This is a genomic window from Scandinavium tedordense, assembly GCF_024764965.1.
Classification (GTDB): domain Bacteria; phylum Pseudomonadota; class Gammaproteobacteria; order Enterobacterales; family Enterobacteriaceae; genus Scandinavium; species Scandinavium tedordense.
Genome location: NZ_JALIGG010000056.1, coordinates 544,014 through 565,047 on the forward strand (window position 1 = coordinate 544,014; position 21,034 = coordinate 565,047).

The following is a 21,034-nucleotide window of genomic DNA, read 5'->3' on the forward strand; positions in this document are numbered from 1 at the left end:
GCACAGCCAATTTCAGGACACCGAACATGCCTACACTTTTCAACTGGAGCACGACTCAAAAGCACGTCGCTTTCGCCAGCTTCTCAAGCTGGACGCTGGACGCCTTTGACTTCTTCATCCTCGTATTCGTGCTGAGCGATCTCGCCAGCTGGTTTCATTCATCGGTTTCAGAAGTCTCGATTGCCATCATGCTGACCCTGGCGGTCCGTCCTATCGGCGCACTTATTTTTGGCCGGATGGCGGAAAAATATGGTCGCCGTCCAATCCTGATGCTCAATATTTTATTCTTCAGCATCTTTGAACTGCTGTCTGCGTGGTCGCCGACCTTCACTACTTTCCTGGTGCTGCGGTTACTGTATGGCATCGCGATGGGCGGGATTTGGGGCGTCGCATCGTCGCTGGCGATGGAAACCATTCCCGATCGCTCACGTGGCCTGATGTCCGGGATTTTCCAGGCGGGCTATCCGTGCGGTTACCTGCTGGCGTCGATTATCTTCGGCCTGTTCTACAGCACTGTGGGCTGGCGCGGCATGTTCCTGATTGGCGCCCTGCCGATTTTCCTGCTGCCGTATATCTGGTTCAAAGTGCCTGAATCGCCGGTATGGCAGGCGGCGCGCGAACGCAAAGAGAGCACGGCACTGCTGCCCATTTTACGCAGCCAATGGAAGCTGTGCCTGTATCTGGTGCTGCTGATGGCCTGCTTTAACTTCTTCAGCCACGGCACGCAGGATCTGTATCCGACGTTCCTGAAAGTGCAGCATGGTTTTGATCCACACACCGTCAGCCTGATCGCCATCGGTTACAACATCGCAGCGATGCTCGGCGGGATCTTCTTCGGCTCGGTGTCGGAAAAAATTGGGCGTAAGAAAGCGATGATCATCGCGGCATTTCTGGCGCTACCGGTGCTACCGCTGTGGGCCTTTTCAACCGGATCGTTCAACATTGGGCTTGGCGCATTCCTGATGCAATTTATGGTTCAGGGCGCATGGGGCGTGGTGCCAACCTATCTCAACGAACTGGTTCCTGCGAATGCCCGTGCGGTGCTGCCAGGGTTTGTCTACCAGCTGGGGAATTTGCTGGCCTCGGTGAACGCCACACTACAGGCGCGCATCGCCGAAGCCAACGGCGGTAACTACGGTATGGCGATGGCGCTGGTCGCCGGGACGGTCGCCATTCTTATCTGCCTGTTTGTCGCCTTTGGTCGGGAAACGCGCGGGGTAGTGATTTCCGGTCATCAGCCTGAAGGGACCACTCGCCGCGAGCAGCACACCCATTAGCCCGGCTGAAAGCCGTCGCTGTACCAAATGTGCAGCAGCGCGTAAGAGCGCCAGGGCTTCCAGCGCTGTGCATATCGGCGGATTTGGGCAGGCGTCATGCCAGGAAAACGCTGTTTAATCAGGTAGTCATCTGGCAGGAAAACGTCCTTCGCCTGCCAGCCTCGCAGCGCATAGTAATTGGCGGTCCAGCGGCCAATCCCGGGAAACGTTTGCAGCATTTTCATTGCCGCTTCCACATCGTGAGGTGGCAATAACGGTAGCTCACCCGAAATGGCAGCCTGCGCCAGATGTATCAAGGCTTCGGCGCGTTTTACCGGCATTCCCAGCGCTTTTAACGCCAGCGGATCGGCAACCACCAGCTGCTGGGGCGTCGGGAAACAGGTAAATTCCGGTGCCTCTTCAAGCGGCGTGCCATAGGCTTTCGCTACCCGACTGGTGAGCTTTGCGGCCATCGCCACGCTCACTAACTGCCCGAGAATCGCGCGTACCCCTTGTTCAAACGCATCAACACACCCCGGCAGACGCAGGCCCGGCCGTGCAGCGGCCAGTTCACCCAATGCCGCCGACACCTGCTGTGGCTCGCAGCGCAAATCGAAAAGTTGCTCAAGGCGTTGCAAACACCGCTCTTTAACCGGCAACAGCCCATCGGAAAGAGTGACCACCAGCGTCTGAGTGGTAAGATCGGGCGTGGCGCGCATCAGCCCATGATGGCCGTCCAGCGAAAAACTGCGGGTATAGGTTTGGCAGTCAAAGCGCTCAACGCCCTCTACGGTACGCCCTGCCAGAAAGCCAAACATCCAGGCCCAGTCATAAGGTGCTTGCCAGGGTAAAATGAACATTGTTTCTCCTCAATAAGTTTCCAGAGCATAGCGGCTAAGCGCCATTCGCGCCTTGCTTTCATATTCCGGTTGTCGCCAGCACGACATTCCGCTAAAGTCTTCGCCCTTTCTTCACCGGCATGGGGAATTTACACAGTGTTTATTGGTTTTGATTACGGTACGGCAAACTGTTCAGTGGCCGTCATGCGCGGTGATTCGCCGCAGCTTTTAACTCTCGAAAACGGGAGCACGCTGCTGCCCTCGATGCTCTGCGCGCCAACGCGTGAATCGGTCAGCGAATGGCTGTACCGCCAGCACGACATTCCCGCGACCGGCACGGAAACCGAAGCGCTGCTGCGCCGGGCTATCCGCTACAACCGCGAAGAAGATATTGAGGTTCAGGCCAATAGCGTCCAGTTCGGTCTCGCATCGCTGAAGCAGTACATCGATGATCCCGAAGAAGTGTACTTCGTCAAATCGCCGAAATCATTCCTGGGCGCCAGCGGGCTCAAGCCGCAGCAGGTTGCGCTGTTTGAAGACCTTGTGTGCTCCATGATGCTGCACATTAAGCAGCAGGCAGAATCGCAACTGTCAGAAAACATTACTCAGGCGGTGATTGGCCGTCCGATTAACTTCCAGGGGCTCGGTGGCGGTGACGCTAACGAACAGGCCCAGGGCATTCTGGAACGTGCCGCGCAGCGTGCCGGTTTCGCCGACGTGGTATTCCAGTATGAGCCGGTTGCTGCGGGTCTGGATTTTGAAGCCACGCTGACCGCCGAAAAACGCGTGCTGGTTGTTGATATCGGCGGCGGTACCACCGACTGTTCCCTGCTGCTGATGGGGCCGCAGTGGCGCGCCCGTCGTGAGCGTCAGGACAGCCTGCTCGGCCACAGTGGTTGCCGCGTGGGCGGTAACGATCTGGATATCGCGCTGGCGTTTAAATGCCTAATGCCACTGCTCGGCATGGGGGGCGACACTGAAAAAGGTATCGCCCTGCCGGTTCTGCCCTGGTGGAACGCCGTCGCTATCAACGACGTTCCGGCACAGACCGATTTTTACAGCGCCGCCAATGGGCGCATGCTGCGTGACCTGGTGCGTGACGCGCGCGATTCGGACAAAGTCAATCTGCTGTTGAAAACCTGGCAACAGCGCCTGAGCTATCGTCTGGTGCGTAGCGCCGAAGAGAGCAAAATCGCCCTTTCCGACAAAGAAGATATCACCACCGCGCTGTCGTTCCTGAGCCCGGAACTCGCCGCGGACATCAACCAGATGGGTCTGGAAGCTGCGCTGAATCAGCCGTTAAACCGCATTCTGGAGCAGGTTCAGCTGGCACTGGAAAACGGCAATGAAAAACCTGACGTTATCTATTTGACCGGCGGTAGCGCCCGTTCACCGCTGATCAAAAAAGCGCTGGCGCAGCAGCTGCCTGGGATTGAAATTGCCGGCGGCGATGATTTCGGCTCGGTCACGGCCGGTCTGGCGCGCTGGGCTCAGGTCATTTTTTCCTGAGTTTGCGAGCAGCGTCGGAAAAGCGCGGGTTGACTCCGTTGCTTTTTCGACCTAATTTGGAAGGCAAAGGGCGAGGGAGGATTACTCCCCCCTCTGGTCTCTTAGTATGCTGGCAAGCTAATGACTAAGAGCACGACCAGTATGATGACTACCTTCATCATATCCCTTTCCTTTTACAAAGCCCCAGCTTCGGTTGGGGCTTTCCCGTTTTAGCCCCGTGCTAACGTCCTTATCAGCCTCAATTAAACTCAAATGCGGCCGCCGACGACTGTAGCGTGCGCGTCATTCGCTCTGCACAATTTTTGTTCAACCCTGCGAGCAGCCTCGTAAAACCCCGTCATTCAGACGTTTCCAGACAGTACTTCATATTTCCTCCATCTTTCCGGGGTGTTCCATTACTAAACTAGTATCATTCCGTGAAAGTTTTCAGGACGAGATACGTATAACGATGAAAGGCAGCAATAAATCGCGTTGGTTAGTCGCGCTGGGTGTGGTGGTGATTGCAGGTGTCGCCGTGTATTTCTGGCACAACAGCGGGTCGTCTGACTCCGCATCGCCAACAGCAGCCCAGGGCCAGAAAGCCGGTGGTGGTCGCCACGGCGGGCGCTTCAGCGGCGCCCTGGCTCCGGTTCAGGCGGCAACGGCCACCAGCGAAGCCGTGCCTCGCTACCTGACCGGGCTCGGCACTATCACCGCAGCAAACACGGTGACGGTCCACAGCCGGGTCAACGGCCAGCTGCTGGCGCTTCACTTTCAGGAAGGTCAACAGGTGAAAGCCGGTGATCTGCTGGCGGAAATCGATCCGAGCCAGTTCAACGTTGCTCTCGCACAGGCTCAGGGCCAGCTGGCAAAAGATAACGCCACGCTGTCCAATGCTCGCCGCGATCTGGCTCGCTATCAGCAGCTGGTCAAAACCAATCTCGTGTCTCGTCAGGAACTCGATACCCAACAATCGTTAGTCACCGAAAGCTTAGGTACAGTGAAAGCGGATGAAGCCGCCGTCGCCAGCGCGCAATTACAGCTCGACTGGACGCGCATCACTGCGCCGATTGATGGCCGCGTGGGCCTGAAACAGGTCGATATTGGCAACCAGATTTCCACCAGCGATACCACCGGGATCGTGGTGCTGACGCAAACCCATCCGATTGACCTGATTTTCACCCTGCCGGAAAACGACATCGCCACGGTAGTGAAAGCGCAAAAAGCCGGGCAAAACCTGACCGTTGAAGCCTGGGACCGGACCAATAAGCAGAAGCTGAGCAGCGGTTCGCTGCTCAGTCTGGATAACCAGATTGATGCCACCACTGGCACCATCAAGCTGAAAGCACGCTTCAACAACATGGACGACGCGCTGTTCCCGAATCAGTTCGTTAACGCACGTCTGTTGGTGGATACCGAGCAGAACGCGGTCGTCATTCCTGCCGCTGCGCTGCAAATGGGCAACGAAGGCAACTTCGTGTGGGTGCTGAACGATGACAACAAAGTCAGTAAACACATCGTGGTGCCGGGCATTCAGGACAGCCAAAAAGTGGTTATCACGGCAGGGCTTTCTGCGGGCGATAACGTCGTCACCGACGGAATTGACCGTCTGACCGAAGGCGCGAAAGTCGAAGTGGTTGAAGCCCACAGCGCAACCACAGAGCAAAAACCAGCGGCTGAGCAAAGCGGTAAAAAAGGAGCTCGCTCCTGATGCACGTTTTACCTCCTGGCAATACGGGCGGGCCTTCCCGCCTGTTTATCCTGCGCCCGGTCGCCACCACGCTGATGATGGTGGCTATTCTGCTCGCGGGGATTATCGGCTACCGTTTTTTGCCGGTCTCCGCCCTGCCTGAAGTTGATTATCCGACCATCCAGGTGGTCACGCTGTACCCTGGCGCCAGCCCGGATGTCGTCACCTCGTCTATCACCGCCCCGCTTGAGCGCCAGTTCGGGCAGATGTCCGGCCTGAAACAGATGTCCTCCCAGAGCGCAGGCGGGGCGTCAGTAGTGACGCTGCAGTTCCAGCTGGAACTGTCGCTGGACGTCGCTGAACAGGAAGTGCAGGCCGCCATCAACGCCGCCACTAACCTACTGCCGAGCGATTTGCCTAACCCGCCAGTGTACAGCAAGGTCAACCCGGCGGATCCGCCGATCATGACCCTGGCCGTCACCTCATCAGCTCTGCCGATGACGCAGGTTGAAGACATGGTGGAAACCCGCGTCGCGCAGAAAATTTCCCAAGTGTCCGGCGTCGGTCTGGTGACCCTCGCGGGCGGCCAGCGTCCGGCCGTGCGCGTGAAGCTAAATGCTCAGGCTATTGCGGCTCTTGGGCTGACCAGCGAAACCGTGCGTACCGCCATCACTGGCGCTAACGTCAACTCGGCGAAAGGTAGCCTCGACGGCCCAACCCGCGCGGTAACGCTTTCAGCCAACGACCAAATGCAGTCCGCTGAAGAGTATCGCAAGCTGATTATCGCCTACCAAAACGGTGCGCCAGTGCGCCTGGGCGATGTGGCGACCATTGAGCAAGGGGCAGAAAACACCTGGCTCGGCGCGTGGGCCAATAAGCAGCAGGCGATTGTGATGAACGTCCAGCGTCAGCCGGGCGCGAACATTATTTCTACCGCCGACAGTATCCGCCAGATGCTGCCACAACTCACCAGCAGCCTGCCGAAATCGGTGCAGGTGAAAGTTCTGTCTGACCGCACCAACAACATTCGCGCGTCGGTCAATGACACTCAGTTCGAGCTGATGCTGGCCATCGCCCTGGTGGTGATGATCATCTATCTGTTCCTGCGCAACGTTCCGGCGACCATTATTCCCGCCGTGGCGGTGCCGCTGTCGCTGATCGGCACCTTCGCGGTGATGGTGTTCCTCGATTTCTCAATCAATAACCTGACGCTGATGGCGCTGACCATCGCCACCGGGTTCGTAGTCGATGATGCGATCGTGGTTATCGAGAACATCTCACGCTATATCGAGAAAGGCGAAAACCCGATGGCCGCCGCGCTGAAGGGCGCAGGTGAAATCGGCTTTACCATTATCTCCCTGACCTTCTCGCTGATTGCGGTGCTTATCCCGCTGCTGTTTATGGGCGATATCGTTGGACGTCTGTTCCGCGAATTTGCCGTCACGCTTGCCGTTGCGATATTAATTTCTGCCATCGTTTCACTGACGCTGACGCCGATGATGTGCGCGCGCATGCTGAGCCACGAATCCCTGCGCAAGCAGAACCGTTTTTCTCAGGCCAGCGAACGTTTCTTTGAGCGGGTAATTGCCGCTTACGGACGGATGCTCGCCAAAGTGCTCAACCACCCGTGGCTGACGCTCGGCGTGGCGCTCAGTACCCTGGCGCTGTCGATTCTGCTGTGGGTGTTTATCCCCAAGGGCTTCTTCCCGATTCAGGATAACGGCATTATTCAGGGCACCTTGCAGGCCCCGCAGTCCGCGTCGTTTGCCAGCATGGCGCAGCGGCAGGAGCAGGTTTCTGACATCATTCTTAAAGACCCTGCGGTGGAAAGTCTGACGTCGTTCGTGGGCGTCGACGGCACCAACCCGGCGCTGAACAGTGCGCGTCTGCAAATTAACCTTAAGCCGCTCGCTGACCGTGACGATCGCGTGCAGAAGGTTATCCGCCGCCTGCAACACTCTATTGATCGCGTGCCGGGCATCGCGCTTTATTTACAGCCGACGCAGGATCTCACCATCGATACCACCGTCAGCCGCACGCAGTACCAGTTTAGCCTGCAGGCCAACTCGCTCGATGCGCTCAGTGAATGGGTGCCGCAGCTGATGACGAAACTTCAGACCTTGCCGCAACTGGAAGACGTCAGCAGCGACTGGCAGGACAAAGGTTTATCGGCGTACGTGAACGTTGACCGCGACAGCGCCAGCCGTCTGGGGATCAGCATGGCGGATGTCGATAACGCGCTGTATAACGCATTTGGGCAACGACTGATTTCCACCATTTACACCCAGTCCAACCAGTATCGCGTGGTGCTTGAACACGACATCAGCGACACGCCGGGGTTGTCGGCGCTGAATAATATCCGTATCACCAGCAGCAGCGGTGGCGTTGTGCCGCTGAATACCATTGCCAAAGTTGAAGAGCGTTTTGCACCGCTGTCGATTAACCACCTCGACCAGTTCCCTGTGACCACAATTTCCTTCAACGTGGCGCAGGATTCCTCGCTGGGTGACGCGGTACAGGCCATAACCGATGCTGAAAAAACGCTGAACCTACCGACCGATATCCGCACCGAATTCCAGGGTAGCTCCCTCGCCTTCCAGGCCGCGCTGGGCAGCACCGTGTGGCTGGTGCTGGCGGCGGTGGTCGCAATGTACATCGTGCTCGGCATTTTGTATGAGAGCTTCATCCACCCGATTACCATTCTCTCGACCCTGCCGACCGCGGGCGTGGGTGCGCTGCTGGCGCTGTGGGTATCGGGCAGCGAGCTCGACGTCATCGCCATCATCGGGATAATCCTGCTGATCGGCATCGTGAAGAAGAATGCGATCATGATGATCGACTTTGCGCTGGCCGCCGAACGTGAGCAGGGAATGCCACCGCGCGAAGCCATTTACCAGGCTTGTCTGCTGCGTTTCCGCCCGATCCTGATGACGACGCTTGCCGCACTGCTCGGCGCGCTGCCACTGATGCTCAGCACCGGCGTCGGCGCAGAGCTGCGTCGTCCGCTGGGGATTGGCATGGTCGGTGGTTTGCTGGTCAGCCAGGTACTGACGCTGTTTACCACACCGGTGATTTACCTGCTGTTTGACCGCCTGTCGCTGTACCTGAAAAGCCGTTTTCCGACCCGTGAAGAGGAGGCGTAAGTGAAGTTTTTCGCCCTCTTCATTTACCGCCCAGTGGCGACGATTTTGATTTCGCTCGCCATCACCCTGTGCGGCGTGCTCGGCTTCCAGCTACTGCCGGTCGCCCCGCTGCCGCAGGTTGATTACCCGGTGATCATGATCAGCGCCTCGCTGCCCGGTGCCGCGCCTGAAACCATGGCCTCGTCGGTGGCAACACCGCTTGAGCGCTCACTCGGACGCATCGCCGGGGTCAATGAAATGACCTCCATGAGTTCGCTTGGCAGCACGCGTATTATTTTGCAGTTTGATTTTGACCGCGACATCAACGGTGCGGCGCGTGACGTGCAGGCCGCCATCAACGCTGCGCAAAGCCTGCTGCCCACCGGAATGCCGAGCCGCCCGACCTATCGCAAAGCAAACCCGTCGGATGCGCCAATCATGATTTTGACGCTGACCTCGGATACCTATTCCCAGGGCCAGCTGTACGACTACGCTTCCACGCAGCTGGCGCAGACCATCTCACAAATCGACGGTGTGGGCGATGTGGATATTGGCGGCAGCTCCCTGCCCGCAGTGCGTGTTGACCTCAATCCACAGGCGCTGTTTAACCAGGGTGTGTCGCTGGACGACGTGCGTTCCGCCATCAGCGACGCCAACGTGCGTAACCCGCAGGGGGCGATTGAAAGCCAGGGCCAACGCTGGCAGCTGGCGACCAACGACGAGCTGAAAACGGCGGAAGAATACAAGCCGCTGATCATTCACTACAACAACGGCTCTGCGGTGCGGTTAAGCGACGTGGCCAACGTCTCGGACTCGGTGCAGGATGTACGTAACGCCGGGATGACCAACGCCAAACCGGCGATTTTGCTGATGATCCGCAAACTGCCGGAAGCCAATATTATTCAGACCGTGGACGCGATCCGCGCCCAGCTGCCGGAGCTGAAAGAGACTATTCCGGCGGCTATCGATCTGCAAATTGCCCAGGACCGCTCACCGACCATTCGCGCTTCGCTCGAAGAAGTTGAGCAAACGCTGGTGATTTCCGTTGGGCTGGTGATTCTGGTGGTCTTCCTGTTCCTGCGTTCGGGCCGCGCCACGCTTATTCCCGCTGTGGCGGTACCGGTTTCGCTGATAGGCACCTTCGCCGCCATGTATTTGTGTGGCTTCAGCCTCAACAACCTGTCGCTGATGGCGCTGACCATTGCCACCGGGTTTGTGGTCGATGACGCCATCGTGGTGCTGGAAAATATTTCACGCCATCTGGAAGCAGGCATGAAGCCGTTGCAGGCCGCACTTCAGGGCAGCCGCGAAGTCGGCTTCACCGTGCTGTCGATGAGTCTGTCACTGGTGGCGGTATTCCTGCCGCTGTTGCTGATGGGCGGGCTGCCTGGCCGCCTGCTGCGCGAGTTTGCGGTCACGCTGTCGGTGGCGATTGGTATTTCGCTGGCGGTATCGCTGACGCTCACGCCGATGATGTGCGGCTGGATGCTGAAAGCGTCCCGTCGGCACGAACCCACCCGCGATCGCGGCTTTGGTCGTCTGCTGGTCGCCATGCAGCGCGGTTACGGCAAATCCCTGAAGTGGGTGCTGAATCATGCTCGGCTGGTTGGCGTGGTGCTGCTCGCCACCATCGCGCTGAACGTCTGGCTGTATATCTCCATTCCGAAAACCTTCTTCCCGGAGCAGGACACCGGCGTGGTAATGGGTAACATTCAGGCAGACCAGAGCATTTCGTTCCAGGCGATGCGCGGCAAATTGCAGGACTTCATGAAAATCATTCGTGAAGACAAAGCCGTGGATAATGTCACCGGCTTTACCGGCGGTTCACGCGTCAACAGCGGGATGATGTTTATCACCCTCAAGCCACGTGGCGAGCGCAACGAAACGGCGCAGCAGGTCATCGACCGTCTGCGGAAAAAACTCGCCAAAGAGCCCGGGGCTAATCTGTTTTTGATGGCGGTACAGGATATTCGCGTCGGCGGACGTCAGGCTAATGCCGGTTATCAGTACACCCTACTGTCGGATAATCTCGCCGACCTGCGGGAGTGGACACCTAAAATCACCGCCGCGCTGGCGAAACTGCCCGATCAGCTGGCGGACGTAAACTCCGATCAGCAGGATAGCGGCGCCGAAATGGATTTAGTTTACGACCGTGAGACCATGTCACGGCTCGGCATAAGCGTTGAAGATGCCAACAGCCTGCTGAATAACGCCTTTGGCCAGCGACAGATTTCCACTATTTATCAGCCGCTGAACCAGTACAAAGTGGTGATGGAAGTCGATCCGGTGTACACCCAGGACATCAGCGCGCTGGATCAGATGTTCGTGATTAACAGCGACGGCAAAGCCATTCCGCTCTCTTACTTTGCCAAATGGCAGCCCGCCAACGCGCCGTTGTCAGTGAACCATCAAGGACTGTCGGCGGCCTCGACGGTGTCCTTCAACCTGCCGACCGGTAAATCGTTGTCGGAAGCCAGCGACGTTATCGACAAAACCATGACCCAGCTTGGCGTACCGCCGACCGTTCGCGGCAGCTTTGCCGGTACGGCGCAGGTGTTCCAGCAGACCATGAATTCGCAGGTGATCCTGATTCTGGCGGCCATCGCTACGGTCTACATCGTTCTCGGGATTTTGTATGAGAGTTACGTTCACCCGCTGACTATTCTGTCGACGCTGCCTTCCGCCGGAGTAGGTGCGCTGCTGGCGCTGGAATTATTCGGCGCGCCATTCAGCCTGATTGCGTTAATCGGTATCATGCTCTTAATTGGCATCGTGAAGAAAAATGCCATCATGATGGTCGACTTCGCCCTTGAGGCGCAGCGCAACGGCAATCTGTCGCCGGAAGAAGCCATTTTCCAGGCCTGTTTGCTGCGTTTCAGACCGATAATGATGACCACGCTGGCGGCGCTATTTGGCGCACTGCCGCTGGTACTTTCGGGCGGTGATGGCTCGGAATTGCGCCAGCCGCTGGGGATCACCATCGTCGGCGGTCTGGTAGTGAGTCAGCTATTAACGCTGTACACCACACCGGTGGTGTATCTGTTCTTCGACCGCCTGCGGCTACGTTTTACGCGTAAGAGCCAGGCCGTGGTTCAAAATGGCAAATAAAATAGCCCGAATGGGCCAGGATCTCATTCTCGTTAACCGATAACAGAGTCACTATGGAAGAACTGCCTGCCAGCGTGCGCTGGCAACTGTGGATTGTGGCGTTCGGCTTCTTTATGCAGGCGCTGGACACCACCATCGTCAACACCGCCCTGCCCTCTATGGCAAAAAGCCTCGGGGAAAGCCCCCTGCACATGCACATGGTGGTGGTCGCCTACGTGCTGACGGTGGCGGTAATGCTGCCCGCCAGCGGCTGGCTGGCGGACCGGGTCGGCGTGCGCAATATCTTCTGTATTGCCATCGTGCTGTTCACCGCAGGTTCGGTATTTTGTGCCAGCGCCAACACGCTTAACGAACTGGTCATGGCGCGTGTATTGCAGGGCGTCGGCGGCGCAATGATGGTGCCGGTCGGCAGGCTGACAGTGATGAAAATCGTCCCCCGCTCGCAGTACATGGCAGCGATGACGTTTGTGACGATTCCCGGCCAGGTCGGGCCATTACTTGGCCCGGCGCTCGGCGGGATCCTGGTGGAGTACGCCTCCTGGCACTGGATTTTCCTGATTAACATTCCGGTCGGCATTGTCGGGGCGATAGCCACGTTATGGCTGATGCCAAACTACACCATGCAGACCCGGCGTTTTGACATTTCAGGTTTTATCATGCTGGCGTTGGCAATGGCGGCGCTAACCCTGGCGCTTGATGGGCAACGCGGGCTGGGCATTTCATCGCTTGCTTTGGTCGGGCTTATCGCCGTCGGTGCGCTGTCGCTGCTGTTTTACCTCTGGCACGCACGCAAAAATGACAATGCACTGTTCAGCCTCAATTTATTCAACACTCGCACCTTCTCGCTCGGGCTGACGGGCAGTTTCGCCGGACGCATCGGCAGCGGGATGTTGCCGTTTATCACCCCGGTCTTTTTGCAAATTGGTCTTGGTTTTTCACCGTTCCACGCCGGGCTGATGATGATCCCGATGGTGCTCGGCAGCATGGGCATGAAGCGCATAGTGGTCCAGGTGGTGAACCGCTTTGGCTATCGCCGGGTACTGACCTACGCCACGCTGGGCCTTGCGCTCATCAGCCTGCTGTTTATGACGGTCGCACTGATGGGTTGGTACTGGCTGCTGCCGCTGGTGCTGTTTCTGCAAGGAATGATTAACTCCAGCCGCTTCTCGTCCATGAATACGATGACGCTGAAAGATCTGCCGGATGACCTCGCCAGTAGCGGGAACAGCATGTTGTCTATGGTGATGCAGCTGTCGATGAGTATTGGGGTCACGGTGGCGGGCCTGCTGCTTGGGATGTACGGCCAGAACCATATCAGCATCGACAGCGCGGGTTCCCATCAGGTCTTTTTGTATACCTACCTCAGCATGGCGGTCATCATCGCGCTTCCGGCGTTGATTTTTGCCCGCGTGCCTGACGACATCAGCAAAAACACAACTATTGCACGACGCAAAAGGAGCGAGCCGTGAAAGTCTGGCGCCCCGGCATTACTGGAAAACTGTTCCTCGCCATCCTCACCACCTGCATCGTGCTGCTGATCAGCATGCACTGGGCGGTGCGACTGAGCTTTGAGCACGGCTTTATCGACTACATCAAACGCGGCAACGAGCAGCGGTTGCAACTTTTGAGCGATGCCCTGGCAGAGCAATATGCCACGCACGATAACAACTGGCGCTTCCTGCGCGGCAACGACCGTTTTGTGTTTCAAATTTTGCGCTCGTTTGAACACGATACGCCTGACGACAAACGCGGTCCTGGCCCTGATGGCCGTCATGGCCCGCCAGACATGCCGCCGCACGGTTGGCGCACGCAGTTTTGGGTGATTGATCAGCATGCAAAAGTGATGGTCGGCCCGCGTTCCCCTGTGCCGCCGGACGGTACCCGGCGTGGCATTCTGGTAAACGGCGTAGAAGTGGGCGCGGTCATCGCCTCCCCTGTTGAACGTCTGACCCGCAATACCGACATCAACTTCGACCGCCAACAGCGGCGTTCAAGCTGGATGATTGTGGTGCTGTCGGCGCTGCTGGCGGCACTGGCGACGTTCCCGCTGGCGCGCGGTTTACTGGCCCCGGTCAAACGTCTGGTGGAAGGCACGCACAAGCTGGCCGCCGGGGATTTCTCGACCCGCGTAACCGCCACCGGTTCGGATGAACTGGGCCGTCTTGGGCAGGACTTTAACCAGCTTGCCAGCACTCTGGAGCGCAATCAGCAGATGCGCCGTGACTTTATGGCTGATATTTCCCACGAGCTGCGCACCCCACTGGCGGTGTTACGCGGCGAGCTGGAGGCGATTCAGGACGGCGTGCGCAAATTCACCCCGGAATCCGTGGCCTCGTTGCAGGCAGAAGTCGGCACGCTGACCAAACTGGTGGACGATTTGCATCAGTTATCGATGTCCGACGAAGGCGCGCTGGCCTACCAGAAAACCTCCGTCGATATTATCTCTCTGTTGGAAATGGCCGCGGGAGCCTTCCGCGAACGCTTCGCCAGCCGTGGTCTGAAAATCAGTCTCAAGCTGCCGGAAAGCGCCACCGTATTCGGCGACCGCGACCGACTGATGCAGCTGTTTAACAACCTGCTGGAAAACAGCCTGCGCTATACCGACAGCGGCGGCCAGCTGCACATTTCAGCCGAAAAATCCGCACATAACCTGACGCTGGCCTTTGCCGACAGCGCGCCGGGCGTCACCGACGACCAGCTGACGATGCTCTGCGAACGCTTCTACCGCACTGAAGGCTCGCGTAACCGGGCCAGCGGTGGCTCAGGATTAGGCCTGGCGATTTGCGTCAATATCGTCGCTGCGCACGGCGGCACGCTGAGCGCCGGGCATTCGCCTTTTGGCGGGGTAAGCATTAAAGTAGAACTCCCTCTGGACCGCGATTTACCAGGAGCCGTATGACCGAATTACCGATTGATGATAAAACCCCACGCATCCTGATTGTCGAGGACGAACCCAAGCTGGGACAGCTGCTGATTGATTATCTGCTGGCGGCCAACTACGCGCCGACGCTGATTAATCACGGTGACAAGGTGCTAAGCTATGTACATCAGACCCCACCGGATCTGATTCTGCTGGATTTGATGCTGCCGGGCACTGACGGCCTGACGCTGTGCCGCGAAATCCGCCGTTTCTCCGAAGTGCCCATTGTGATGGTCACCGCCAAAATCGAAGAAATCGACCGGCTGCTGGGGCTGGAAATCGGCGCAGATGATTACATCTGCAAACCATACAGCCCGCGTGAAGTGGTGGCGCGTGTGAAAACGATCCTTCGCCGCTGCCGTCCGCACCGCGAACTGCAGGCGATGGACGCCGAAAGCCCGTTGATTGTCGATGAAAGCCGCTTTCAGGCATCCTGGCGCAACAAGCTGCTGGACCTCACGCCCGCCGAGTTCCGCCTGCTGAAAACGTTGTCGCAGGAGCCGGGCAAAGTGTTCTCGCGCGAGCAGCTGCTGAACCATCTGTATGATGATTACCGCGTGGTCACCGACCGCACCATCGACAGCCACATCAAAAACCTGCGTCGTAAGCTCGAAGCGCAGGACGCCGAGCAGTCATTCATTCGCGCGGTGTATGGTGTGGGTTACCGTTGGGAAGCAGATTCCTGCCGCCTGACGTAACGCAAATCTATGGCGCCTCGCCTGAGCTGACCGACCGTCAGGGCCAGTACAAGCGAAGCGCCACGCGCCATTCCCTGACACGCAAAGGTTTACTCCCCTCCCCCGCAGCGCTACAATTCCCGCCCTTAATGTAGGGGAACCTCCCCGATCGCTTTCTCACGAAGCGAGTCTGACCTGTCATCAGAACGAGAAAATCATGTTTAAACCGGAACTCCTTTCCCCGGCGGGAACGCTTAAAAATATGCGTTACGCTTTCGCCTATGGTGCCGATGCGGTCTACGCCGGCCAGCCGCGCTACTCACTGCGTGTGCGCAATAACGAATTTAATCACGAGAATTTGCAGCAGGGCATCAACGAAGCCCATGAGCTCGGCAAAAAATTCTACGTGGTGGTCAACATTGCGCCGCACAACGCCAAGCTGAAAACCTTCATTCGCGATTTGCAGCCTGTTGTGGATATGGGGCCGGACGCGCTGATCATGTCCGATCCTGGCCTGATTATGCTGGTACGTGAGCATTTCCCGCAGATGGACGTGCACCTTTCCGTGCAGGCCAACGCCGTTAACTGGGCGACGGTCAAATTCTGGAAGCAGATGGGTCTAACCCGCGTGATCCTTTCCCGCGAACTGTCGCTGGAAGAAATCGAAGAAATTCGCTCACAGGTTCCAGAAATGGAACTCGAAATTTTCGTTCACGGCGCGTTGTGCATGGCCTATTCCGGCCGCTGCCTGCTGTCGGGTTACATTAACAAGCGCGACCCGAACCAGGGCACCTGCACCAACGCCTGCCGCTGGGAATATAACGTTCAGGAAGGCAAAGAGGACGACATCGGCAATATCGTGCATAAGCACGAGCCTATTCCGGTGAAAAATGTCGAGCCAACGCTTGGCGAAGGCCAGCCAACCGACAGCGTATTTATGCTGGAAGAAGCGCAGCGTCCGGGCGAATACATGACCGCGTTCGAAGACGAACACGGCACGTATATTATGAATTCCAAAGACCTGCGTGCCGTCGCGCACGTGGAACGTCTGACGCAAATGGGCGTGCATTCTCTGAAAATTGAAGGCCGCACTAAATCCTATTACTACTGCGCCCGCACCGCGCAGGTGTATCGCAAAGCCATCGACGATGCCGCCGCAGGCAAACCGTTCGACGCCTCGCTGCTGGAAACCCTTGAAGGGCTGGCGCATCGCGGTTATACCGAAGGCTTCCTGCGTCGTCACACCCACGATAGCTACCAGAATTACGAATACGGTTTCTCCGTCTCCGAACGCCAGCAGTTTGTCGGTGAATTTACCGGGGAGCGCAAAGGCAGTCTCGCGGCCATCGCGGTGAAAAACAAGTTCCTCAAAGACGACAACCTTGAGCTGATGACGCCGCAGGGCAACATCAATTTCACCCTCGAGCACATGGAAACCAACAAAGGGCAGCCGACCGACGTCGCGCCTGGCGATGGTCACACCGTGTGGATCCCGGTGCCAGAGGAAATCGCGCTGGATTATGCACTGCTGATGCGTAATTTTGACGGACAGAACACGCGTAATCCGATGCTGAAGTAGTTCAGAACGGTTATTTTTTCAGTATGGAAAAATCTTAGAAACGGATCACATACCGCTTCGCTTGATACGGGTATTATCCAAAGCGCTGAAAAACATAACCCATAAATGCTAGCTGTACCAGATACCACCTCCTTAGCCTGCGTAATCTCCCTTACGCGGGCTTATTTTTTTGCATAAATTAAAGATGCTGACCCTATACGTTCATATTGTTTGATTTCTCGCCAGGTTTTGATGGTAATCCACATATACTTAATGGATTAAGGTCAGAACATGATGTTCACGTTATATGCGCGATGGGATGCAAAGCTCTACCTTACACCGGAGTATATTCAATTCATTCTGACGCCGGATAAGGCGCTGGCAAGATCCGCGATTTACTATGGACTCGCTTACAGCAAATACACACGTTCTCTCAATCCTCAACAAGCCCCAGACAGAAAACAGGGTCATCACCATCGATTTTCCGCTACTGGCTACAAACGCAAGCCCCGCCATCAATACGATAGACTTTACGATGAAGGTCAAGCTGGCGTTGTGCTGGACCTATATACTTCACCATAGCTGGCTTATGAAGTGGCGTTTAGTGATGAGAAAGGAAAAACTATCGCCTTACTGGCGTGGTAATCCACCATGCAGAAGAGGACAGGATGAGGCGATAGCAGAGACCGCCTCGATCCGTTTCGGTTAATTATGCCGGTTCAACTGTATTTAGACGCACCAGTTGCAATGGCTCGGCCAACAGCTGATCCATCTGCTGCACAAACATCTGAAAATGTGGCAGTCCAACATGGGCATCAAGTGCTTCCTGCCCTTTCCAGGACTCACGCATGTAAAATACATCCGGCGTTTCCTGGAGCTGAAACAAGGCATAATCCAGACAGCCCTCTTCCTTGCGGGTGGGTAAAATCAATGCCTGCAACGCAGACTTCAGATCCTCGCTTTTACCCTCTTTTGCTTTTAGCACTGCAATGATCGACAGCGTATTATCAAACATGGTTAGCATTCCGTTAAAATTTCACTTAACTCAAGGCGCGAGCGAGTTGCCCATGGCGATTTCTCTAGAATTTTTTATGTGATCAGAAGCCTTCAAGCACGATTTTTCCGACCGCACGGTTGGTTTCAATTAATTCATGAGCACGCTTCAGGTTTGCCGCGTTAATAGTGCCGAAATGCTCCCCGAGGGTCGTTTTCAGTACGCCCTGGTCAATCAACGTGGCTACGCGAGTTAACAAACGGTTCTGCTCAATGATATCGCTGGTTTCAAACATGGAACGCGTAAACATAAACTCCCAGTGCAGAGAGATACTCTTCACTTTCAACGGACGCGCATCCAGCGTTTCAGGATCGTCAATCAGTGCCAGTTTTCCCTGCGGGGCCAGCACGTCAATCAATTGGCTATAATGCTGTTCAGTGTGATTCAGGCTGGCGACATGAGTGACATTTTTCACCCCCACGCGCGCCAGCTCCTCTGCCAAAGGTTTGCTATGGTCGATAACATGGTGTGCACCTAATTCTGTAACCCATTTCTGACTTTGCGGGCGCGATGCGGTACCGATAACGGTGATATTGGTGAGCTTGCGCGCTAACTGCGTCAGGATCGAACCCACGCCACCCGCTGCGCCGACAATCAGCAAGATATCATTTTCATTACCCTTTTCAGCAATACCCAGACGGTCGAACAGCATCTCCCAGGCAGTAATTGCCGTTAAAGGCAGTGCCGCTGCGGAAGCGTTGTCGATGGAGGTCGGTTTCAGCGCCGCAATACGTTCATCCACAAGCTGGAATTCACTGTTGCTTCCAGGTCGAGTCAACGAACCGGCATACCACACTTCATCACCTGGCTTAAACAGCGTGACGGCTTCCCCCGTTGCTACCACTATGCCAACGGCATCCCAACCCAGAATGCGAGGTTGTTCAGCGTTAAAACCGACGCGGACTTTAGTATCCACCGGGTTTACCGATATAGCTTTTACTTCCACCAGCAAATCATGCCCTGCGGCAACAGGCTCAGGAATAGTAATCTCACTTAAAAATTCCAGATTGTTGCCAGCCTGCGCGGCCTGAGTAATAGCGATAGCTTTCATGGGGTGCTCCTGGGATTAAAGGGTTCATCATGTGAATGAACTCATCATACAAGGAATAACGATGGCGAATACCGGGCCATAGAAAACAACACTTATACTCCTGGAGTTAAAATGTTTAATCATATGGAACACGCGTTCACCCCGCTATTCCAGGCCGGATACCTACACTCCGGATAAACATTTGTGTGCTTACACTAACCGCAGTATTGTCGCCCGGCATCTGCAAAATCAGGTGCCTAAATTAAACTCACCGAAGCCACAATGGCGCGTTAGCGTCTTTAAAGATTTCCCCTAGCGGAGTTGAGTCCAACCTATGTCAACCACTCTTTCCCCGGACAGCGATTTACTGACCTTCCCTTTTACCGCCTCAACAGATTTTACCGATCTGGCTGACTGTGGTGACCGCTTCGCTGAAACCCTGATCGAATACGAGGATGACGTGCACAAGAAGGCACTGTTTGCCCGACAACATAATGCAGATTTGCCACGTAATTCAGCCAGGTCTCATGCACAAGTTCAGTTCATAAGGTACACTTTTATCATGTTGAATAATTTGGATAAAACGGATGACTGACTTTCCACCCAGCGTGTTGATCTTAAATGGCAAAGGAGCCGGAAACCCGCAGCTGCGCGAAGCCATCACCCAGCTGCGCGACGAAGGCGTGGAAATCCATGTCCGCGTCACCTGGGAGAAAGGCGATGCGGCACGCTATCTGGAAGAAGCCTGCCAGTTAGGCGTGGCGACAGTCATCGCGGGGGGTGGCGACGGCACCATTAATGAAGTCGCGACCGCGATTATCCATTGCAAACACAGCCACATTCCGGCGCTTGGCCTTCTGCCGCTCGGCACCGCCAACGATTTTGCCACCAGCGTTGGCGTGCCCGAAGAATTGAGCAAAGCCCTCAAACTGGCTATCGCCGGGAACGCAACCGAAATAGATATCGCCCAGGTCAATGATAAAACCTGCTTTATCAATATGGCGACCGGCGGTTTTGGCACGCGGATTACCAGCGAAACGCCTGAAAGACTGAAAGCCGCGCTCGGCGGCGTGTCGTATTTGATCCACGGTTTGATGCGAATGGATACCCTGAAGGCCGACCGCTGTGAAATTCGTGGCGAAGGTTTTTACTGGCAGGGCGACGCGCTGGTCATTGGCATTGGCAACGGGCGTCAGGCCGGTGGCGGGCAACAGCTTTGCCCGGAAGCGTTAATCAACGACGGTCTGCTGCACCTGCGCATTTTCACCGGCGAGGAACTGCTGCCCGCGCTGTTCTCCACCCTCTCGCGCCCGGAAGAAAATCCGAACCTGATTGACGGCGTGTCGTCGTGGTTTGAAATCACCGCGCCGCATGACATCACCTTTAATCTCGACGGCGAACCCAAAACGGGCCGCGATTTCCGCATAGAAATTTTGCCACACGCCCTGGAATGCCGTCTTCCGCCAAACTGCCCGCTACTGGGTTAGCAGCGGCGGGTGAATTTTAAGCGTCAAAATTTCGCCACTTGCTGTGCCATTTCACGACTGTACTGGCGGCTGGCGTTAACCAACATTTGCGTATACGGAACCTGCGCGCCCCCGCTGATTAAATCATCGGTACTGAGCGACTCCAGAATACGCCCGTGTTGCATCACGCCAACGCGATGGCATAAGTGCGCGATCACCCCCAAATCATGCGTCACCATTAAGTAGGTAAGTTTCGATTCCTGCTGCAAATCTGCCAGCAGGTTGAGAATTTCCGCCTGCACCGAAACATCCAGCGCGGAAGTCGGTTCATCGAGTAACAGCACCTGCGGCTCAAGCACTAACGCGCGGGCAATTGCCACGCGCTGACGCTGCCCGCCGGAAAGCTGGTGCGGATAACGACTGCGAAACGCACGATTTAAACCGACTTTATCGAGCATCATATTGATGCGCCGGTCGCGGTCGGTGTAGCCTTGAATTTGCAGCGGTTCTTCCAGAATATCGCCGATGGTGTGGCGCGGGTGCAAAGAACCATACGGGTCCTGAAACACCATTTGCACCATGCGGCAGCGCTCGCGGCTGATTCTGCGCTCAAGCTCAGTGCCGTCGATCGTCAGCTTTCCCTGCCAGTGCGTGAACAGCCCGGCGAGGCATTTCAGCACTGTGGTTTTCCCGGAACCAGACTCCCCCACCAGACCGAAGATTTCGCCGTGGCCAACGGTAAAGTTCACATCAAACAGCACCTGGTTGGTTTTCGCCCCTTCGCCAAAGGCTAAGTTGAGCTGACTGACTGCAATCATGGATGACA

At 56.4% G+C, this 21,034-nt stretch carries 16 protein-coding genes; 11 read left to right on the plus strand and 5 right to left on the minus strand.

The window, feature by feature from the left end; all coding sequences use genetic code 11:
* Positions 1–26: 26 nt before the first annotated feature.
* On the plus strand, positions 27–1,277 hold the full coding sequence (locus MUU46_RS15775) for an MFS transporter (RefSeq protein ID WP_258965987.1): 1,251 nt from the start codon (positions 27–29) through the stop codon (positions 1,275–1,277).
* Here MUU46_RS15775 and alkA read toward each other — a convergent pair.
* On the minus strand, positions 1,274–2,116 hold the full coding sequence (gene alkA, locus MUU46_RS15780; RefSeq protein ID WP_258965988.1) for a DNA-3-methyladenine glycosylase 2: 843 nt from the start codon (positions 2,114–2,116) through the stop codon (positions 1,274–1,276). The genes MUU46_RS15775 and alkA overlap by 4 nt on opposite strands.
* A 135-nt stretch (positions 2,117–2,251) precedes the next feature.
* Between alkA and yegD the strand changes: the two genes are divergently transcribed.
* Positions 2,252–3,604 carry a molecular chaperone gene (gene yegD / locus MUU46_RS15785; protein WP_258965989.1) on the plus strand — a complete coding sequence of 451 codons (1,353 nt, stop codon included), beginning with the start codon at positions 2,252–2,254 and terminating at the stop codon, positions 3,602–3,604.
* Between the two features lie 101 nt (positions 3,605–3,705).
* On the opposite strand, the gene MUU46_RS22985 is transcribed toward yegD, so the two are convergent.
* Positions 3,706–3,765 carry a type I toxin-antitoxin system Ibs family toxin gene (locus tag MUU46_RS22985; RefSeq protein WP_125354338.1) on the minus strand — a complete coding sequence of 20 codons (60 nt, stop codon included), beginning with the start codon at positions 3,763–3,765 and terminating at the stop codon, positions 3,706–3,708.
* Between the two features lie 287 nt (positions 3,766–4,052).
* Here MUU46_RS22985 and MUU46_RS15790 point away from each other — a divergent pair, with 287 nt between their 5' ends.
* From MUU46_RS15790 to trhP, 7 genes are all read left to right on the plus strand, one after another.
* Entirely contained in the window at positions 4,053–5,294 is a 1,242-nt protein-coding gene (locus MUU46_RS15790; protein WP_258965990.1) for an MdtA/MuxA family multidrug efflux RND transporter periplasmic adaptor subunit, read from the plus strand.
* Entirely contained in the window at positions 5,294–8,416 is a 3,123-nt protein-coding gene (locus MUU46_RS15795) for an MdtB/MuxB family multidrug efflux RND transporter permease subunit (RefSeq protein WP_159753048.1), read from the plus strand. Before MUU46_RS15790 ends, MUU46_RS15795 begins: the two co-directional genes overlap by 1 nt.
* Complete coding sequence (mdtC, locus tag MUU46_RS15800; protein ID WP_258965991.1) at positions 8,417–11,503, plus strand: multidrug efflux RND transporter permease subunit MdtC; 3,087 nt, start codon at positions 8,417–8,419, stop codon at positions 11,501–11,503.
* Positions 11,504–11,556: 53 nt separating this feature from the next.
* Complete coding sequence (locus MUU46_RS15805; RefSeq protein ID WP_258965992.1) at positions 11,557–12,972, plus strand: MFS transporter; 1,416 nt, start codon at positions 11,557–11,559, stop codon at positions 12,970–12,972.
* Positions 12,969–14,402 (plus strand): envelope stress sensor histidine kinase BaeS, encoded by a 1,434-nt coding sequence (gene baeS / locus MUU46_RS15810; RefSeq protein WP_258965993.1) that lies wholly within the window; start codon positions 12,969–12,971, stop codon positions 14,400–14,402. The genes MUU46_RS15805 and baeS overlap by 4 nt, the downstream gene beginning before the upstream one ends.
* Positions 14,399–15,121 carry an envelope stress response regulator BaeR gene (baeR, locus tag MUU46_RS15815; RefSeq protein ID WP_159753040.1) on the plus strand — a complete coding sequence of 241 codons (723 nt, stop codon included), beginning with the start codon at positions 14,399–14,401 and terminating at the stop codon, positions 15,119–15,121. Before baeS ends, baeR begins: the two co-directional genes overlap by 4 nt.
* 196 nt (positions 15,122–15,317) lie before the next feature.
* Entirely contained in the window at positions 15,318–16,679 is a 1,362-nt protein-coding gene (gene trhP / locus MUU46_RS15820; protein WP_258965994.1) for a prephenate-dependent tRNA uridine(34) hydroxylase TrhP, read from the plus strand.
* A gap of 688 nt (positions 16,680–17,367) precedes the next feature.
* Here the strand turns inward: trhP and MUU46_RS15825 are convergent.
* Together MUU46_RS15825 and MUU46_RS15830 are read right to left on the minus strand one after the other, a co-directional pair.
* Entirely contained in the window at positions 17,368–17,673 is a 306-nt protein-coding gene (locus tag MUU46_RS15825) for a putative quinol monooxygenase (protein ID WP_258965995.1), read from the minus strand.
* An 82-nt stretch (positions 17,674–17,755) separates the two neighbouring features.
* The gene (locus MUU46_RS15830; protein WP_258965996.1) at positions 17,756–18,763 is read right to left on the minus strand and encodes a zinc-binding alcohol dehydrogenase family protein; all 1,008 of its coding nucleotides are present in this window, start codon (positions 18,761–18,763) and stop codon (positions 17,756–17,758) included.
* Between the two features lie 313 nt (positions 18,764–19,076).
* Between MUU46_RS15830 and MUU46_RS15835 the strand changes: the two genes are divergently transcribed.
* Positions 19,077–19,337 carry a hypothetical protein gene (locus tag MUU46_RS15835; protein ID WP_258966024.1) on the plus strand — a complete coding sequence of 87 codons (261 nt, stop codon included), beginning with the start codon at positions 19,077–19,079 and terminating at the stop codon, positions 19,335–19,337.
* Positions 19,330–20,229 (plus strand): lipid kinase YegS, encoded by a 900-nt coding sequence (gene yegS / locus MUU46_RS15840; protein WP_258965997.1) that lies wholly within the window; start codon positions 19,330–19,332, stop codon positions 20,227–20,229. The genes MUU46_RS15835 and yegS overlap by 8 nt, the downstream gene beginning before the upstream one ends.
* 23 nt (positions 20,230–20,252) lie before the next feature.
* Here the strand turns inward: yegS and MUU46_RS15845 are convergent, their stop codons facing one another.
* Positions 20,253–21,026, minus strand: a complete 774-nt coding sequence (locus MUU46_RS15845; protein ID WP_258966022.1) for an ABC transporter ATP-binding protein — start codon at positions 21,024–21,026, stop codon at positions 20,253–20,255.
* Between the last annotated feature and the right edge of the window lie 8 nt (positions 21,027–21,034).

Excerpts from the sequence above, each read along its gene's own strand:
- MUU46_RS15795 (WP_159753048.1), top strand. The coding sequence starts at position 5,294 with ATGCACGTTTTACCTCCTGGCAATACGGGCGGGCCTTCCCGCCTGTTT.
- MUU46_RS15845 (WP_258966022.1), bottom strand. The coding sequence starts at position 21,026 with ATGATTGCAGTCAGTCAGCTCAACTTAGCCTTTGGCGAAGGGGCGAAA.
- baeR (WP_159753040.1), top strand. The coding sequence starts at position 14,399 with ATGACCGAATTACCGATTGATGATAAAACCCCACGCATCCTGATTGTC.
- trhP (WP_258965994.1), top strand. The coding sequence starts at position 15,318 with ATGTTTAAACCGGAACTCCTTTCCCCGGCGGGAACGCTTAAAAATATG.
- MUU46_RS15835 (WP_258966024.1), top strand. The coding sequence starts at position 19,077 with ATGTCAACCACTCTTTCCCCGGACAGCGATTTACTGACCTTCCCTTTT.
- MUU46_RS15790 (WP_258965990.1), top strand. The coding sequence starts at position 4,053 with ATGAAAGGCAGCAATAAATCGCGTTGGTTAGTCGCGCTGGGTGTGGTG.
- MUU46_RS15830 (WP_258965996.1), bottom strand. The coding sequence starts at position 18,763 with ATGAAAGCTATCGCTATTACTCAGGCCGCGCAGGCTGGCAACAATCTG.
- yegS (WP_258965997.1), top strand. The coding sequence starts at position 19,330 with ATGACTGACTTTCCACCCAGCGTGTTGATCTTAAATGGCAAAGGAGCC.
- alkA (WP_258965988.1), bottom strand. The coding sequence starts at position 2,116 with ATGTTCATTTTACCCTGGCAAGCACCTTATGACTGGGCCTGGATGTTT.
- MUU46_RS15805 (WP_258965992.1), top strand. The coding sequence starts at position 11,557 with ATGGAAGAACTGCCTGCCAGCGTGCGCTGGCAACTGTGGATTGTGGCG.
- MUU46_RS15775 (WP_258965987.1), top strand. The coding sequence starts at position 27 with ATGCCTACACTTTTCAACTGGAGCACGACTCAAAAGCACGTCGCTTTC.
- MUU46_RS15825 (WP_258965995.1), bottom strand. The coding sequence starts at position 17,673 with ATGTTTGATAATACGCTGTCGATCATTGCAGTGCTAAAAGCAAAAGAG.